Origin of the sequence: Oscillibacter sp. CAG:155 (assembly GCA_000436875.1) — a bacterium.
Classification (GTDB): Bacteria; Bacillota; Clostridia; order Oscillospirales; family Oscillospiraceae; genus Oscillibacter.
The window spans coordinates 2,392-18,259 of the sequence record FR890847.1 but is presented as its reverse complement, the minus strand read 5'-3'; the positions used below and the strand labels follow the sequence as shown (position 1 = coordinate 18,259).

At 59.0% G+C, this 15,868-nt stretch carries 14 protein-coding genes and 1 pseudogene; 2 read left to right on the top strand and 13 right to left on the bottom strand.

Going from position 1 to position 15,868, the window contains the following annotated elements; all coding sequences use genetic code 11:
* Window positions 1–3 precede the first annotated feature (3 nt).
* From QZL67_RS01860 to megL, 8 genes are all read right to left on the bottom strand, one after another.
* Complete coding sequence (locus QZL67_RS01860; RefSeq protein ID WP_022289082.1) at window positions 4–936, bottom strand: thiamine pyrophosphate-dependent enzyme; 933 nt, start codon at window positions 934–936, stop codon at window positions 4–6.
* 15 nt (window positions 937–951) lie between these two features.
* A complete protein-coding gene (porA, locus tag QZL67_RS01855) occupies window positions 952–2,130 on the bottom strand; it encodes a pyruvate synthase subunit PorA (RefSeq protein WP_022289081.1) in 1,179 nt (392 codons plus the stop codon).
* A gap of 14 nt (window positions 2,131–2,144) precedes the next feature.
* The gene (locus tag QZL67_RS01850; protein ID WP_022289080.1) at window positions 2,145–2,453 is read right to left on the bottom strand and encodes a 4Fe-4S binding protein; all 309 of its coding nucleotides are present in this window, start codon (window positions 2,451–2,453) and stop codon (window positions 2,145–2,147) included.
* A complete protein-coding gene (locus QZL67_RS01845) occupies window positions 2,450–3,028 on the bottom strand; it encodes a 2-oxoacid:acceptor oxidoreductase family protein (protein ID WP_022289079.1) in 579 nt (192 codons plus the stop codon). The genes QZL67_RS01850 and QZL67_RS01845 overlap by 4 nt, the downstream gene beginning before the upstream one ends.
* A gap of 42 nt (window positions 3,029–3,070) precedes the next feature.
* Window positions 3,071–3,454 carry a RidA family protein gene (locus tag QZL67_RS01840; protein WP_022289078.1) on the bottom strand — a complete coding sequence of 128 codons (384 nt, stop codon included), beginning with the start codon at window positions 3,452–3,454 and terminating at the stop codon, window positions 3,071–3,073.
* Between the two features lie 96 nt (window positions 3,455–3,550).
* Window positions 3,551–4,759 carry a dicarboxylate/amino acid:cation symporter gene (locus tag QZL67_RS01835; RefSeq protein ID WP_022289077.1) on the bottom strand — a complete coding sequence of 403 codons (1,209 nt, stop codon included), beginning with the start codon at window positions 4,757–4,759 and terminating at the stop codon, window positions 3,551–3,553.
* A gap of 64 nt (window positions 4,760–4,823) precedes the next feature.
* Complete coding sequence (ilvA, locus tag QZL67_RS01830) at window positions 4,824–6,014, bottom strand: threonine ammonia-lyase (protein WP_022289076.1); 1,191 nt, start codon at window positions 6,012–6,014, stop codon at window positions 4,824–4,826.
* Between the two features lie 633 nt (window positions 6,015–6,647).
* Window positions 6,648–7,844 carry a methionine gamma-lyase gene (gene megL, locus QZL67_RS01825; RefSeq protein ID WP_022289075.1) on the bottom strand — a complete coding sequence of 399 codons (1,197 nt, stop codon included), beginning with the start codon at window positions 7,842–7,844 and terminating at the stop codon, window positions 6,648–6,650.
* 361 nt (window positions 7,845–8,205) lie between these two features.
* Between megL and QZL67_RS01820 the strand changes: the two genes are divergently transcribed.
* Complete coding sequence (locus tag QZL67_RS01820; protein WP_022289074.1) at window positions 8,206–9,162, top strand: LysR family transcriptional regulator; 957 nt, start codon at window positions 8,206–8,208, stop codon at window positions 9,160–9,162.
* Window positions 9,163–9,216: 54 nt separating this feature from the next.
* Here QZL67_RS01820 and QZL67_RS01815 read toward each other — a convergent pair whose 3' ends face one another.
* On the bottom strand, window positions 9,217–10,629 hold the full coding sequence (locus tag QZL67_RS01815) for a Na+/H+ antiporter NhaC family protein (RefSeq protein WP_022289073.1): 1,413 nt from the start codon (window positions 10,627–10,629) through the stop codon (window positions 9,217–9,219).
* A 255-nt stretch (window positions 10,630–10,884) separates the two neighbouring features.
* On the opposite strand from QZL67_RS01815, the gene QZL67_RS01810 reads away from it, so the two are divergent.
* Window positions 10,885–11,118 carry a hypothetical protein gene (locus tag QZL67_RS01810; RefSeq protein ID WP_022289072.1) on the top strand — a complete coding sequence of 78 codons (234 nt, stop codon included), beginning with the start codon at window positions 10,885–10,887 and terminating at the stop codon, window positions 11,116–11,118.
* Between the two features lie 98 nt (window positions 11,119–11,216).
* On the opposite strand, the gene QZL67_RS01805 is transcribed toward QZL67_RS01810, so the two are convergent.
* The 4 genes and pseudogenes from QZL67_RS01805 to QZL67_RS01790 form a co-directional block, all read right to left on the bottom strand.
* Window positions 11,217–11,870: a TrkA family potassium uptake protein gene (locus QZL67_RS01805; RefSeq protein WP_022289071.1), complete on the bottom strand. Its 654-nt coding sequence runs from the start codon at window positions 11,868–11,870 to the stop codon at window positions 11,217–11,219.
* 15 nt (window positions 11,871–11,885) lie between these two features.
* Window positions 11,886–13,259 carry a TrkH family potassium uptake protein gene (locus QZL67_RS01800; RefSeq protein WP_022289070.1) on the bottom strand — a complete coding sequence of 458 codons (1,374 nt, stop codon included), beginning with the start codon at window positions 13,257–13,259 and terminating at the stop codon, window positions 11,886–11,888.
* A gap of 256 nt (window positions 13,260–13,515) precedes the next feature.
* Entirely contained in the window at window positions 13,516–15,642 is a 2,127-nt protein-coding gene (ppk1, locus tag QZL67_RS01795; RefSeq protein WP_022289069.1) for a polyphosphate kinase 1, read from the bottom strand.
* Window positions 15,626–15,868: pseudogene (locus QZL67_RS01790) on the bottom strand (hypothetical protein); the annotation flags it as partial. The gene ppk1 and the pseudogene QZL67_RS01790, both read right to left, overlap by 17 nt.

The following is a 15,868-nucleotide window of genomic DNA, read 5'->3' as shown; positions in this document are numbered from 1 at the left end:
TTTTTACATATCGCAGAGCTTGAGGAGCTCTTCCCAGTTGCGGTCCACTTCCTTCTGGGTCTCTTCGATCATCCACTCGTTGCCGGGCTTGAACATGTGGGCAAAGCGGCCCTGCATCTTCAGATACTCCTCAACGGGCTTCTTCTCCTTCGGCTTGTAGCTGAGGATGTACTTGCCCTCCACGACTTCGTACAGAGGCCACACGCAGGTCTCAACGGCCATCTTGGTGACTTCCATCATCTTCTCGGAGGGATAGCGCCAGCCGCGGGGGCAGGGAGCCATCACATTCAGGAAGGCTGCACCGGGGGTGTAGATGGCCTTGTGGGCCTTCTCGGAGATGTCCTTGAAGTTGCCGATGAAAGTGGTCTGGGCAACATAGGGGATGCCGTGAGCCACCATGATCTTGGTCAGGTTCTTCTTCTGCTGGGGCTTGCCGGGAATCGCCTTGCCCACGGGGGTGGTGGTGGTGTCGGCGAAGTGGGGCGTAGAGGAAGAACGCTGGATGCCGGTGTTCATGTAAGCTTCGTTATCGTAGCACACATACACCATGTCGTGGCCGCGCTCCATGGCGCCGGACAGGGACTGGAAGCCGATATCATAGGTACCGCCGTCGCCGCCGAAGGCGATGAACTTCCAGGTCTCGTCGATCTTGCCCCGCTTCTTCATGGCACGGTAGGCCGTCTCCACGCCGGAGATGGTGGCACCCGCGTTCTCGAAGGCGTTGTGGATGAAGCTGTCCTTCCACGCCGTGTAAGGATACATGAAGGTGGAGACCTCCAGGCAGCTGGTGGCGGAGCACACAACCGCGTGATCCTCAGGATTCAGGGCGCGCAGCACCGTCCGCACCGCAATGGGGGAGCCGCAGCCAGCGCACATTCTGTGACCGCCGGACAGACGGTCCTCTTTCATGACATTTTCTTTCAGATTGTAGCTCATGATGCTTCTCCCTCCTTATTCCCGGACGTCCAGATAGCGGTACGTCTCACCGGTCTCGCCGGTCGCCGCGATCTTCTCCAGCTCCGCGAACACGTGCTGGATGCTCTCCACACGCACGTCGCGGCCGCCCAGGCCGTAGATGTAGTTGATGCCCTTGGGGGCGCTGATGCCGGCGGCATACAAGGAGGCGCTCACCTCTGCGAACATGGGGCCGCAGTGGGCGTTGAAGCTGTCGTCCTTGTCCATGACGGCGAAGGCTTTCACATTCTTCAGCGCCTCGCAGATGTCCTCCGACGGGAAGGGACGGAAGGAGCGGATCTTGATGAGGCCCACCTTCTTGCCCTGAGCGCGCAGCTCGCGGATGGCTTCCTTGGCGGTGCCGGCGGAGGAGCCGATGATGACGATAGCCTCTTCAGCGTCGTCCATCATGAACTTCTCGATCAGGCCATAGGTACGGCCGGTCATCTCGCCGAACTCGGCGCCGACCTTGCGGATGACGTCCTTGGCATCCATCATGGCCTGGGCCTGCTGACGCTTGGCCTCCATGTAGTACACGGGGGTGGCGTAGGCACCCACTGCCATGGGCTCGTCCTTGTTGAGCAGGAAGTGCTTGGGATGGTACTCGCCCACGAACGCCTTGACCTTGTCATTCTCCACCAGCTCGATGTTCTCGATGGCGTGGGAGGTGATAAAGCCGTCCTGGCAGATCATGATGGGCAGGCTCACCGCCTCGGCGATCCGCATGGCCTGCAGGTAGTTATCATAGGCCTCCTGATTGGTCTCGGCGAACAGCATCAGCCAGCCGGCATCCCGCACGCCCATGGCGTCGGAGTGGTCGTTGTTGATGTTGATGGGGCCGGACAGGGCACGGCAGGAAACCGCCAGCGTGATGGGCAGACGGTCGGAAGCGGCCACGTACAGCATCTCGGTCATGTAGCAAAGACCGCAGGAAGAAGTCGCGCTGATGGCGCGGCAGCCGGCAGCCTCGGCACCGATGCAGGTGGACATGGCGGAGTGCTCGCTCTCAACGGCGATGAACTCGGTGTCCACTTCCCCGTTATCCACATACGCGGAGAAGTACTGGGGGATCTCCGTGGACGGCGTAATGGGGTATGCGCCCATCACATCGGGGTTGATCTGCTTCATTGCATAGGCAACGGCCTCGTTGCCGGAAAGTCTTTCTCTGATACCCATGTTCCTTCCCCTCCTTATTTCGTGTTCTTGACCATGGTGATGGCCCCGAAGGGGCAGGCGTTCGCGCAGATGCCGCAGCCCTTGCAGAAGAAGTAGTCAAAATCGCCGCGCTTGCCGTCGGCGCCCACGGGAATGGACATATCCGGGCACACGGGGGCGCACAGCAGGCACTGCTTGCACTTGTCCCAGTCGATGACGGGCTTCATGGTACGCCAGTCGCCGGTCTCCACGGTGGCGGAAGTTCCGCCCTCATAAATGTTGCAGCCCGGGGTGATCTCCTTCCAGGTCACGTCGGGGGTCATATCCTTTGCCAGATGGCTCATCCTACCTGCACCTCCTCCAAAGAGCGCTTGAGCGCGCGCATGTTTCCTTCAATCACCTGGGGCTTGCTGGCGAACTTGTGCTTAAAGGAGCCTTCCATATCCTTGATGAACTCCTCTTCGCCGATCACGCCGGTCACCTTCACGATGGCTGCCAGCATGGGGGTGTTGGGGAAGTTCTTGCCCAGCTCCTCCTCGCTGATCTTGCCGGCGTCGATGGTGCACACCTTGCCCTCATAGCCCTTGAGCAGGGGACGGATCTCCGCCGGGCTCTTGCTGGAGTTGATGACAATGGCGCCTTCCTTCTTCAAACCTGCGGTCACATCCACGGGCCCGATCAGCGTCTCGTCCACCACCACCACATAGTCGGGGTAGTAGATATTGGAATGCACCGTGCTCCGCTCGGAGCTGATGCGGTTATACGCAGTAATGGGAGCGCCCATCCGCTCCGGGCCGTACTCCGGGAAGCCCTGGACGTACTTGCCGGTGTTGAAGGCGGCGTCCGCCAGCAGCAGCGACGCAGTCTTTGCGCCCTGGCCGCCACGGCCGTGCCAGCGGATCTCTACGATGTCTTTCATGTACTGATCCTCCTTTATTTCCTCTTCACACTTGTTTACAAATTATTTCTCCGGGAAGGCGGCGATGATCTCCACCTCGCAGAGCACCTTCTTGGGCAGCTCGCGCACCGCCACGCAGGAACGTGCGGGCTTGCTGACAAAGTACTTCTCATACACGGCATTGAAGGCGCCGAAGTCGCCCATATCTGCCAGGAAGCAGGTGGTCTTGACCACGTCCTCGAAGGTCAGGCCGTTTGCCTCCAGAATCGCCTGGATGTTCTTGCAGGCGCGGTCAGCCTGCTCTTCAATGGTGGTTCCCACCACTTCGCCGCTGCCGGGCATCAGGGGCACCTGGCCGGAAGCGAACAGGAAGCCGTTGGCGGTAATGCCCTGAGAATAAGGACCGATGGCGGCAGGAGCATTGGGGGTGGAAGTAACCTGAAACATAATTGATCCTCCTATTGGTTCAAGGTTTTTGCTTTAAACATTTTCGCTTGTCCGCGCCCCCGTTTCCGAGGGCGCGGACAAGCAGGGAGAGCATGTTTATGCGTGCTGCTTTTTCTTGTTCTTGTTGGTCAGAGCATCCATGAACACAGCGATGGCACCGTCGCCGGTGACGTTGCAAGCCGTGCCGAAGGAGTCCTGAGCGATGTACAGAGCGATCATCAGGCCCTGCATGGTCTCATCAAAGCCCAGCATGGACTGCAGGATACCCAGAGCTGCCATAACAGCACCGCCGGGGACGCCGGGGGCAGCCACCATCGTGATGCCCAGCATCAGGATGAAGGGGAACATCTTGGCGAAGGTGACGGGCTGACCCATCATCATCATGACAGCGATGGAGCAGCTGGTCAGGGTGATGGTGGAACCGGACAGGTGAATGGTCGCGCACAGGGGGCAGACAAACTCCGCGATAGAATCGGCAACACCGTTCTTCTTGGTGCACTCCACGGTCACGGGGATGGTGGCGGCGGAGGACTGGGTGCCGATAGCGGTGGTGTAAGCCGGGATCATGTTCTTGATCAGGCTGAAGGGATTCTTCTTGGCGGTCGTGCCGGCCACGGTGTACTGGAAGAGCAGGATGACGCAGTGCAGAACCAGAATCACGGCGAAGACCTTGATGAAGGAGGTCATCAGCTCAACGATGGTACCGGCATAGGTGAGCTTTGCAAAGATACCATAGACGTGGAAGGGCAGCAGGGGAATCACAACGCCGCCGACCAGCTTAGTGACGATCTCGGAGAAGTCCTTAATGGCCAGCTTCAACGTATCATTCTTGATCAGGGTCAGGCCCAGGCCAAGGATGAAGGAGATCAGCAGAGCTTCCATAACGCCCATGATGGGGGGCATCTCAATGGTGAACAGGCCGGTCAGTGCGGTCTCTTCCGCGTTCTGGGCATCTGCCATGAACATGTCAGCATGCACCAGGCTGGGGAACAGGGCCATGTCCACGGCAAACGCCAGAGAACCGGCAATGATGGTGGAGAGATAGGCAACGCCGGTGGTAGCGGCCAGGGTCTTGCCTGCGCCGGTACCCAGATCCGCGATGCCGGGAACCACGAAACCGATGATGATCAGGGGAATGCAGAAGTTCAGGAAGTTACCGAAAATACTGTTGTAAGTTGCGCCGATCTGAATGATCAGCTCGCCGGCACTGCCGATCTTCTGGCAGATGGTGCCGATGACCAAGCCCAAAACAATGGCGATGAGCAGCTTGGGGAGCAGGCCGAGCTTCTTCTTTTTCTTTTCCATGTTTCTTGACCTCCGGACTCTACACCGGAGATCCCCCTCCTTTTATTTTATTTTTGCGGGATGATTAATCCTGCAAAGAATAACCCTTGGCACGCAGAGCGTCCTCGATCTGAGCCACGTGTTCCTCATTCCGGGTCTCCAGAACCATGGTCACCAGGCAGGCACCCACGTCAGAGTTCTTGGCCTCACGCTCGTGGTTGACGCTGAGGATGTTGGCGCCGCAATCGGACACCACCTGCAGCACCTGGATCAGGTTGCCGGGCTTATCCGCTACCTTGGTGGTGATCTCAGCGATCCGACCGGACTTGGTCAGGCCCTTGGTGATGATGCGGGAGAGCGTGGTGACATCCACGTTGCCGCCGGAGACGACACACACAGTCTTCTTATTGGAAGTATCCACCTTGCCGAACATGCAGGCGGCCACAGGCGTGGCGCCAGCGCCCTCGGCGACGGTCTTCTGGCCTTCCACCAGAGCCAGGATGGCGGCCGCGATCTCGTCCTCGGTGACGGTGACGATCTCGTCGACGTACTTCTGGCACATCTCAAAGGTCATGTTGCCGGGAGTGAGCACGTGGATGCCGTCGGCCAGCGTCTCGCCGTCGGGCACGGTCACGATTTTGCCGGCCTTGCAGGACTCATACATGGAAGGCACGGTGGCAGCCTGTACGCCGATGACCTTGCAGGAAGGCTTCAGGCTCTTGATGGCCAGCGCGATGCCGCTGATCAGTCCGCCGCCGCCGATGGGGCAGACCACCTGATCCACCTCGGGCAGCTGCTCAAGGATCTCCAGGCCGATGGTGCCCTGGCCGGCCATGACGTACGGATCGTTGAAGGGATGGGCGAAGGTGTAGCCGTGTTCCTTGGCCAGGCGGTCAGCCTCGCGGGCAGCGTCATCGTAAACACCGGGGACCAGCACCACTTCCGCGCCGTAGTTCTTGGTGGCCTCCACCTTGCTGATGGGGGCGCCGGCGGGCATGCAGATGATGGACTTGATGCCCAGCTTGGTGGCGGAAAGGGCAATGCCCTGGGCATGGTTGCCGGCGGAGCAGGCGATCACGCCGTGGGATGCCTCTTCCTTGGTCAGGGAGCGGATCTTGTTGTAAGCACCACGCAGCTTAAACGCGCCGGTCAGCTGCAGGTTCTCTGCCTTAATATAAATATTCTCGCCGATCTTCGGAGCAGCATCCAGGGGCGTCTTTCTTGCGATCCCCTTCAGTGCCTTTTGTGCATCTTGGATCATTTCCAATGTAAGCATTTCAATTTCTCCTTTTCTCGTCAGTTTTTACACACGGACGTTTTACCAGCTGGAGTTTTTTGTTTATTTTGCTTTACAAAGAAATTATATCGTAATTCGAGCCAAACACAATGCACAATTCCTCCAAATGTTTTTATCGGAAATACTAAATTATGACGAAACGTCTTTGTATCAAGGACAGTTCGTTGCACTCAGCACACGCCCGTAAAATTTTAGGACACTTTTTTGGATGTGCCCACTCCGCAGCACATTTCGTCAATCTGCCCAGATTCGACCGCTTTTGTAGGGTAAAGAGGTGAAATTTTGCCGTTTTTTACGATCCAATTGGTTTTCAGGCAAGCAGTCAGACAGGTTTTCATCCTCGCAAGCGCCGCTTTCTTTCCAGCTTTTCCCTTTTTTAAGACGTCTTCTGATTTCCGCAGGGTTTGTCTCTCATATAAACACACCATCTGCTGTGCAGCAAGAGGTGTTTGGAGCGTAATCGTTTTGCAGCGGTTGGAGAAAAAGTCTCTGCCGGCTTTTCCTGATAAATTCCGCAGCTTTACCGCCTGCTGCTTAAAAATCGCCGGGCCGCTCCGATTGGAAGCGGCCCGGCGCCTGTTGCCTTTTACGATAGGACCCTCTCCGGCCTCCTTACACCAGTGCATCCAGCACGGAACGGAAATCGTCGATGATGTCCTCGGGGTCCTCCAGGCCCACGCTGACCCGCACCAGGCCCTCAGAGATACCGGCAGCGGCCAGCTCCTCGGCGGTGTAAGTGGAATGGGTCATGGTGGCAGGATGCTCCACCAGCGTCTCGGCGTCGCCCAGGGAGACAGCGATGGTACAAAGCTGCAGCTTGTTCAGCGCAGCGGCGGTAGTGGCCTTGTCGGCCTTGAGCTCGATGGAGATCATTCCGCCGGGCAGACGCATCTGCTTTTCAGCGATCTCATGGCCCGGGAAGGAGTCCAGACCAGGATAGTACACCTTCGCCACGGCGGGGTGGCCCGCGAAGAACTCCGCAACCTTCCGCGCATTGGCGCAGTGACGCTCCATCCGGATATCCAGCGTCTTCAATCCCCGGGCGATCAGGAACGCATCAAAGGGGCTCATAACCGCGCCGGTCATATCCTTCAGACCGAACATGCGGCACTGGGTGATGAAGTCCTCTTTGCCGACTACCATGCCCGCGATCACGTCGCCATGGCCGTTGAGGTACTTGGTCGCGCTGTGGACCACCACGTCGGCGCCCCAGCGCAGCGGCTGCTGCAGATACGGCGTGCAGAAGGTGTTGTCCACGATGACCCGGATCTCGGGGTTGAAGGCGTGGGCCGTCTTGGCGATCAGCTCAATGTCCAGCAGCTTCAGCGTGGGGTTGCAGGGGGTCTCGAAGTAGACCACCTTGGTCTTGTCGGTAAGATGTTTCTTGAGATTTTCAATGTTGGACAGATCCGTCAGCGTCACCTTCACGCCGAACTTGCTCATACCGTGGTTGAGCAGTGCGTAGGTGCAGCCATACAGCGTTTCATCCGCCACGATCTCATCGCCGCCCACCACCGCGCTCCAAAGAGCGGAGGAGATGGCGCCCATACCGGACGCAGCAGCCATCGCGGCCTCGCCGCCCTCCAGGGATGCCAGCTTTGCCTCTACCGCCGCCAGGGATGGATTCCCCAGCCGGGTGTAGATGTAGCCGCCCTCTTTCCCGGCGAACCGGGCGCCGCCCTGCTCCACCGTGGAGAAGGCAAATGTGGACGTCTGATAAATGGGAGCACACAGGGAACCGGCAGCGTTTTCCACCTTGCCGGCATGGATCTGACGTGTGGCGAAACCGAGCTTCTTCTCCGTATTCATAGAAATGCCTTCCTTTCTTCATCGGGCCCGGCTGCGTATACAGCAGCGGGCAAACATCTTTGCTATCATTTTTTTGTGATTCAGGCGATGGGATGGACGGTGTGCGATGCATGAAGAGAGAATGGGGGGTTTTTCAGAGCAGGCACGGACAAATGGTGATGTTGCACATGTTTTCCAGGGAGCTCAACAGATGATTCATCTATTTCTACCTATTATGATAGCATGCTTTGCGGAAAGTGGTTAATATACGTTTTACGCAATCCGCTCACAGTTTTTGCGATAGCCATTTGACAGCGCCGTGCTTCCTGCCCTATAATGTCACTAACAAACGGAAAAAGGAACGCGGAAAGGAGCCTCGTGTATGACCTTTCAGCAGCTGGAATACGTGGTGGAAATCTCCAAGTGCGGCTCGATCAACAAAGCGGCCCAAAAGCTCTTTTTATCCCAATCCGGGATTTCCACCGCTGTGCGGGAACTGGAACAGGAGCTTGGCATCCGCATTTTCGCCCGCAGCAACCGGGGCGTGGAATTCACCCAGGAGGGCAAGGAGTTTCTCAGCTATGCGGTCTCGCTCCTGGAGCAGAAGCATCGGGTGGAGAGTCTGTATGGTGAGTCCCGGAATGATGCGCCCATGCGCTTTTCCGTCTCCAGCCAGCGATATCCCTTCTGCGTGGATGCGTTTTTGCGCTTGCTGGACGCGGCGGAGGAAAACCGGTACCACTTCTCTATTCGGGAGACCGGCATGGACGCCGTGATCGACGATGTATACGATCACCGCTCGGACGTGGGGATCATCTGCCTGACGGACCTGACGGAAAAGATCATCCGCCGCCTGCTGGACTCCCGGGATCTTGCGTTCCATGAGCTGGCCGCAGTCTCCCCATGCATCTACGTACGCACAGGACACCCGCTGGCACATCTGACCAGCGTGACCGAGGAAGATCTGGACGGCTATCCCTACGTGGCCTTTGACCACGACCAGGGTGTGGCCTCGGATTTTTTTGAGGAATACCCCATGGTCTCTCTGAAAAAGCCGGCCAAGTGCATCAGCGTCAGCAACCGCGCCACCGCCATGTATGTCCTGGCCCGGACCGACGCCTTTACCACCGGCAGCGGCCTTTTGTCTCAGCCGGTATCCAATCCCTCTGTCATCACCATTCCTCTGGAGGGAAAGACCTGCATCCACCTGGGATGGATTCACATCAAAAACGGGAAGCTCTCGGCACAGACGGAGGGGTTCATCCGCCTTCTGGAGCAGGCACTCACTGATTCCATTGCATTTACCAAAGAACTGCAGCAATTCGGATTTACAGAGTAACTATTACAAGGCAAAAAGCGGACGCCGGCACGGCGTCCGCTTTTTCCATATTCATCAGGCTTTCTCTGCGGCGTCCATGGCAGCCTTCTTCGCCGCCACGCCGGACTCCGACACGTCATACTCCCAATTCCAGGGGTCCTTACGGCAGATGCCATCGGCATAGGGGATAAAGATGGACAACACGCCGAACACCGCCAGAATCCAGCAGTACCACATGTAGGGCAAAAACTCTGCGGGGCTCATGGTCACGCCGCTGGTCACGGTGGTCAGACTAGCTGCAGCCAGCAGCTGGGCACCCCAAGGGATCAGACCCTGGAACACGCAGGAGAACACGTCCAGCAGCGACGCGGTCCGGCGGGGATCCACCTTATACTGCCGGCTCATATCCCGGGCCACATTGCCGCTGACGATGATGGCCACCGTGTTGTTGGCAGTGGCACAGTCCGCCAGGGACACCAGTGCCGAGATGCCCACCTGGGCGGACTTGTTGCCCTTCATCATCCGGCTGAGCTTTTCGATGAGCCAGGTGATGCCGCCGTTGTGAGCGATCATCTCCGACATGCCGCCGCAGAACAGGGAGAGGAAGAACACCTCGTTCATGCCAGTGAAGCCGTCATAGATGCTCTGGGCAAAGGTGGCGATCGTCAGATCGCCCAGTGCCAGGCCGATGATGCCGGCGGAGAAGATGCCGATGACCAGCACCAAAAAGACGTTCAATCCGATGAGGGCCAGGATCAAAACCGCCAGATAGGGCAGCACCTTGATGATATTGAAGGTCAGCTCATCCATGGGGACCACGGTCTCCGGCCGGCCCAGGATCAGCAGCAGCACGATAGTGACCAGCGCCGCCGGCAAAGCAATGAAGAAGTTCACCCGGAACTTGTCCCGCAGTTGGCAGCCCTGGGTACGGGTGGCGGCAATGGTGGTATCGGAGATCATGGACAGGTTGTCGCCGAACATGGCGCCGCCCACGCAGGCGCCCACGCACAGCGGCAGGCTCAGTCCGCCCTTGTCCGCCACGCCCACGGCGATGGGGACGATGGCGCTGATGGTACCCACGGAGGTGCCGGTGGCGGTGCCCATAAAGGCCGAGATCACAAACACGCCCGCCGCCAGGAAGTGGACGGGAATCACGCTCAGTCCCAGATTCACCGTGGAGTCCACGCCGCCCATGGCGCTGGCCACGGTGGAAAATGCGCCGGCCAGGATGAAGATCATGAGCATGGTCAAGACGTTTTCATTGGCCGCGCCCTTAGCAAAGATTGCGAACTTTTCGTCAATGCTGCCCTTGCCCATACAGAAGGCCAGCAGCACCGCAATGAACATGGCGGTCACAGAGGGGAACTGGTAGAAGGCCATTTCCACCCCCTTGGCCTGAAAATACAGGCCGGCGCCCAGGTAGATAATGATGAACAGCAGGAACGGAAGCAATGCGGAACCTTTTCCCTTTTTCTCCAGAGTCTCCATGATGTACCTCCTTATTGTCCTCTTTTCCCGAAACACGCACCCCTTATTTTTTGTCCATTTGCACAGTTTTGCAAGAGTTCTTCGCCCATTCTCTGGTTATTATTATACCATCCACTCCAAAATACCGCTAGTGTGAAACTTTCATCAACCGGCTATCGTTTCTGCAGATAACCAGCAGCCGTTTCCCGATGCGGCACCTCCCGCTTCCGGCCGCATAGGATGGAGCACAGTCCATTTGATTTGGAGGTAACAAGCATGGAAGAAACCCCGACGCTCACCACGATGACCGCAAAGATCCTGCGGGTCTGCTGCTGCGATCTCCTGGTCTGCGACACCTGCACCTGTCAGGAAGTCCTGGTACACACGCCCCGGGCCTGCTGCTTTTCTGTGGGGGAGTGTGTCTGCATCGAGTACAGCGGTGCCATGACCATGAGCATCCCCCCGCAGATCACCGCCACCGACATCCGCCGGGCCTGTGCGTGCTGCTGAGCTGTTGCCGCCGGGGTGCGCTGCCCCGGCTGTCATATAGTAAAAACGGGAAAGGCCTGAGGCCTTTCCCGTTTTTGTACCGGCAGGGCGGCACTTTTTCACGTGATCTGAAGGAATTTCTGCACATCCTTGTTGGACCCCAGAACAAAAATGGTCTCGTTCTCGGAAAAGCAGTGGGTCGGCCCCGGCAGCGGTTCCAGCACGTCGTTGCTGCGGGTGGCCAGGATGTTGATCCGGTAACGCTGGCGCACCGCCAGGTCCACCACGGTCTTTCCCACCCAGGACCGGGGCACACCGGTCTCAAAAATGGAGTACTCCGGTGTCAGCTCCACATAGTCGAAGACATGGTCGGCAGTGTAGCGCACAGCGGACCAGGAGGCCATCTGCCGCTCGGGGTAGATCACATCGTCGGCGCCGTTGCGCAGCAAAAACTTGGCGTGGACATCCCGGGCCGCCCGGGATACCACGAAGGGGGCACCGCACTCTTTCAGAAGGGCCGTGGTCTCCAGAGAACTCTGGAAATCGTCGCCGATGGCCACCACGCAAAGATCAAAGTTCCGCACGCCCAGTGACCGGACAAACTGCTCATTGGTCCCGTCTCCGATCTGGGCGTTGGTGACAAAAGGCAGCGCGTCGTTGACCCGCTGTTCATCTTTGTCGATGGCCAGCACCTCATGGTGCAGTTCCTGCAGTTTCTGGGCCATGTGCCGTCCAAACCGGCCAAGGCCGATCAGCAATACAGACTTTTTCATGAAATGCTTCCTTTCTTATCCCACGGTCACCGATTCCTGGGGATATTGAGACGACAGATTCAACGTGCCCGCTGTCACAGCGTAGATCATGGTCAGGCCGCCTACCCGGCCAAAGTACATGAGAAAAATCAAAATCAGGCGGGACGGCGCGGACAGATTGGCAGTGCCCACGATGGACAGCCCCACCGTACCGATGGCGGAGGCCGATTCAAACAGTGCGTCCAGCAACGCAACCCCGTCGATGCAGCAGATCAGTGCCCCGCCCAGGAAAAAGAGGGTCAGGTAGAGCCAGAAGATGGCACTGGCATTGCGCAGCACCGCTTCGGGAAGCCGCCGGCCAAAGCACTCGGCGCTGCTACGGCGCCGGAACACCGCCCACGCGCTCAGAAGCAGCACCGCCAGCGTGGTAGTCTTGAAGCCGCCGGCGGTGGACCCCGGCGAACCGCCGGTAAGCATGAGCAGAATGGTCACCAGACGGCCCAATTCGCTCATCTGCGTCAGGTCCACGGTATTGAAGCCCGCCGTCCGGGGGGAGGCGGACTGGAAGAAGGCCGCCAGCACCCGCTCACCCGGGTCCATGTCCGCCCACTGGGGCAGACGGAATTCGTAGCAGGCAAAATACAGCGTCCCGGCAAGGAGCAGCAGGAAGGTGGTGAGCAGGATCAGTTTGCTTTGCAGCCGGTACTGCCGCAGGCGGCATCCATTTCCGGCAATATCCTGCCAGGTGGAAAAGCCGATGCCGCCCACAATGATCAAAAGTGCCACCGTCACGCACACCAGCGGGTCTGCTCCATAGGCGGTCAGGGAGGAATAGGGGACCTCACTGCCCATCAGGTCAAAGCCCGCGTTGCAAAAGGCGGACACCCCATGGAACACCCCGTACCAAATGCCCTTCCACAGGCCGAATTGCGGGCAGAACCGCAGGGCCAGCAGCAAAGCCCCCACGCCCTCAATGATCAGGGCCGTGCGGAGGATAAAGCCCGTCATGCGGATGATGCCGCCCACCTGGGGCGCGGAGATGGACTCCTGCATCACCCAGCGCTCCTTGAGGCCGATCCGCCGTCCGGAGAAGATGAAGAGGGCCACGGCCACCGTCACCACGCCCATGCCGCCGATCTGGATCAGCAGCAAGATCACCGCCTGTCCGAATCCGGACCAGTATCCCACGGTATCGTGAACCACCAGTCCGGTCACGCAGGTGGCGGAGGTGGAGGTGAACAGCGCATCCAAAAAATTGGCGCCGCCCGGCGTCCTGGTGGACCAGGGGAGCATCAGCAGCAGCGTGCCCCCAAAAATCAGCAGCAAAAAGCCCAGAATGATGACGCGCGCCGGTGAGATTTGTCCTCTTCTCCAGAGGGGAGGGGTTTCTTCCCCAAACTGCAGTTTCATCGCCCGGATCAGGCTCCTTTCAAACGCTCTGGACACGCTCTATCCTAGCACATCCTGCGTTCATTTGCTGTAAAGACTCTTCGGCGCGATCTCTGGGGCCCGTCAAGAAATGCTGCAGGCCTGCCGCGCCGGGTCATGTGCTATGATACCCCGGAACAGAGCCGCTGTCCATAGAAAAATTCCCATCCGTCCCTGCCTTTTGAAAAGTTGGACGGAGCCCGGAAAATCCGTGCTCCGTCCTGAAGTGGGACCGGTGTCAGCTCCGCCGGAACAGCCGGCCCAGCAGGCTCCGCAGACCGCCTCCGGCGGGAGTGGTCTCCCCCTCTGTCTCCTGGGCAGGCGCCTCCCGCAGCGCCTCCTCCAGCAGATACTGCTGGCAGTCAAACCGGGGCTCCGGGACCCGGCGGGTATAGGTGCCATCCGGTCCCATGATCCGGGCCTTCAGGGTATCCCGCAGGCAGGCATCCAGGATTTTGTGGATTTTCTGCCGGACGGGCGCCTCGGTAATGGGGCAGGCGATCTCCACCCGCCGCTCCGTGTTGCGGGTCATAAAGTCCGCCGAGGCGATGTACATCCGTTCCTCTGTTCCGCTGCCGAAGCAGTAGACCCGGGAGTGCTCCAGGAAGCGGCCCACGATGCTGATGATCTCAATGTGCTCCGTCCGCCCCGGAATGCCGGGCAGCAGGCAGCAGATGCCCCGGACGATCATCCGGATCTGCACGCCGGCGCAGCTGGCCTGCTTGAGCTTTTCAATGAGGTCCAGGTCCGTCAGGGAGTTGATCTTGATGAGGATGCGTCCTTCCGGGCCCTTGGTGATCTCCCGGTCGATCTCCTCGATCACCCGCTGCTTGAGGGATACCGGCGCCACCAGCAGATGACGATAGTGTCCCTCCAGATTGCCGATGGCCATGTTCTTAAAGAACTCATTGGCATCGGCACCGATGTCCTGACTGGCGGTCATGAGGGACAGGTCCGTATACATGGCAGCGGTCTTTTCATTGTAGTTTCCAGTGCCCACCTGGGTCAAAAAGCGGATCTCCCCCCGCTCCCGCCGGGTAATGAGGCAGATCTTGGAGTGGACCTTGTAGTCCTCAAAGCCGTAGATCACTGTGCACCCTGCGTCCTCCAGCCGCTCGGACCAGTCGATATTGTTCTGCTCATCGAATCGGGCCCGCAGCTCAATGAGCGCGGTGACGTCCTTGCCGTTTTCCGCCGCCTGGCACAGGTAATCCACCAGCTTGGCCCGCTTCGCCAGACGGTAGATGGTGATCTTGATGGACACCACTGCCGGGTCGGAGGCGGACTCCTTCAAAAGCCGCAAAAACGGGTCCATGCTCTCAAAGGGGTAGGAGAGCAGCAGGTCGTGCTGGCGGATCTGATGGGTCATGGTCTCCCCGCTCCGTACGCAGGACGGCATCTGGGGATGGAAGGGGGGATAGAACAGCGTCCGCCGCTTGTTTTCCGCCAGCCGGTCCGCCAGGGAAAAGACATACCCCAGCTTCATGGGCATGTCGGTGCGGTAGGTCTGATCTCTGCGCAGGGACAGCCGCTCGCAAAGCGCCGTGAGGAACGGTTCGCTGACGGCGCCGCTGTACTCCAGCCGCACGGGGTCCAGCCGCCGCCGCTTGCCCAGCACCTTGCGCATCTTTCCCCGGAAGTCGTCGTCAAAGTCGAAAGCCTCGTCCTCAGGGTTGATGTCGGCGTTGCGGGTAACGCAGAATGCCGTGGCTTCCTCCACTGTATACGTGGAAAAAACGGTGGAGAGCCGGGAGAGCAGGATCTGCTCCGTGGGGATGCAGCGCACATCACTGCCGGGCAGGAACACCACATCCGGCGCCGCCGCAGGCACCGGAATCAGCGCCAGGACTTCCTTTCCCTTGCGCCGCAGGCGGGCACCCACGTGGATGACCTTGTTTTGCAGATGGGGGAAGGGGTGATGGGTATCGATGATCTGGGGGGAGAGGATCGGTGCCAGGTTTTCGTCAAAGTAGTGCCGCAGATATTTCTGCTCCGCCGTCCCCAGTTCTCCGGCGGAGAGCTGATAGACCCCGTGAAGCCGCAGCTGCTGCTCCACGTCCCGGAAAACCCGCTCCCGCTTCTCGTACAGCGGCCCCACCGCCTCGTAGATCGCCCGGAGCTGCTCCGTGGCAGTCATGCCGGACTTTTTGTCCACAGAGGAGCTTCCCAGCGTCTCCAGATCGTGGAGGCTGCCCACCCGGATCATGAAAAACTCGTCCAGGTTGCTGGTAAAGATACTGATGAACTTCAGCCGTTCCAGCAGGGGAACGCTCTCGTCCATAGCCTCTGAGAGAACAGAATCATTGAACCGGAGCCAGGACAGCTCCCGGTTTTGGGTATACACGGCTTCACGACTGCTTTCCATGCAGTATGCCCCTTTCTTTGAGCAAATAGTAAAGGTATCCCTCCCGCACACCGTAGGGACTGGTGACCACTGTGCGGCAGCCGAAGGTCTTTGCCACCGTATGGAGCACCGCCACCCCCGGCGTGATGGTGTGGATGCGCTCCGGCGCAATCTTGAGGATGCGCCCGGTGAGCTTTTCAGGGCCCATCTCCATCTGGGAGAGGAAATCCCCATAGAAGGAGGTGTC

What these genes read in the sequence shown, in the direction of transcription:
- QZL67_RS01860 (WP_022289082.1), bottom strand. Translation starts at nt 936, where the DNA reads ATGAGCTACAATCTGAAAGAAAATGTCATGAAAGAGGACCGTCTGTCC.
- porA (WP_022289081.1), bottom strand. Translation starts at nt 2,130, where the DNA reads ATGGGTATCAGAGAAAGACTTTCCGGCAACGAGGCCGTTGCCTATGCA.
- QZL67_RS01850 (WP_022289080.1), bottom strand. Translation starts at nt 2,453, where the DNA reads ATGAGCCATCTGGCAAAGGATATGACCCCCGACGTGACCTGGAAGGAG.
- QZL67_RS01845 (WP_022289079.1), bottom strand. Translation starts at nt 3,028, where the DNA reads ATGAAAGACATCGTAGAGATCCGCTGGCACGGCCGTGGCGGCCAGGGC.
- QZL67_RS01840 (WP_022289078.1), bottom strand. Translation starts at nt 3,454, where the DNA reads ATGTTTCAGGTTACTTCCACCCCCAATGCTCCTGCCGCCATCGGTCCT.
- QZL67_RS01835 (WP_022289077.1), bottom strand. Translation starts at nt 4,759, where the DNA reads ATGGAAAAGAAAAAGAAGAAGCTCGGCCTGCTCCCCAAGCTGCTCATC.
- ilvA (WP_022289076.1), bottom strand. Translation starts at nt 6,014, where the DNA reads ATGCTTACATTGGAAATGATCCAAGATGCACAAAAGGCACTGAAGGGG.
- megL (WP_022289075.1), bottom strand. Translation starts at nt 7,844, where the DNA reads ATGAATACGGAGAAGAAGCTCGGTTTCGCCACACGTCAGATCCATGCC.
- QZL67_RS01820 (WP_022289074.1), top strand. Translation starts at nt 8,206, where the DNA reads ATGACCTTTCAGCAGCTGGAATACGTGGTGGAAATCTCCAAGTGCGGC.
- QZL67_RS01815 (WP_022289073.1), bottom strand. Translation starts at nt 10,629, where the DNA reads ATGGAGACTCTGGAGAAAAAGGGAAAAGGTTCCGCATTGCTTCCGTTC.
- QZL67_RS01810 (WP_022289072.1), top strand. Translation starts at nt 10,885, where the DNA reads ATGGAAGAAACCCCGACGCTCACCACGATGACCGCAAAGATCCTGCGG.
- QZL67_RS01805 (WP_022289071.1), bottom strand. Translation starts at nt 11,870, where the DNA reads ATGAAAAAGTCTGTATTGCTGATCGGCCTTGGCCGGTTTGGACGGCAC.
- QZL67_RS01800 (WP_022289070.1), bottom strand. Translation starts at nt 13,259, where the DNA reads ATGAAACTGCAGTTTGGGGAAGAAACCCCTCCCCTCTGGAGAAGAGGA.
- ppk1 (WP_022289069.1), bottom strand. Translation starts at nt 15,642, where the DNA reads ATGGAAAGCAGTCGTGAAGCCGTGTATACCCAAAACCGGGAGCTGTCC.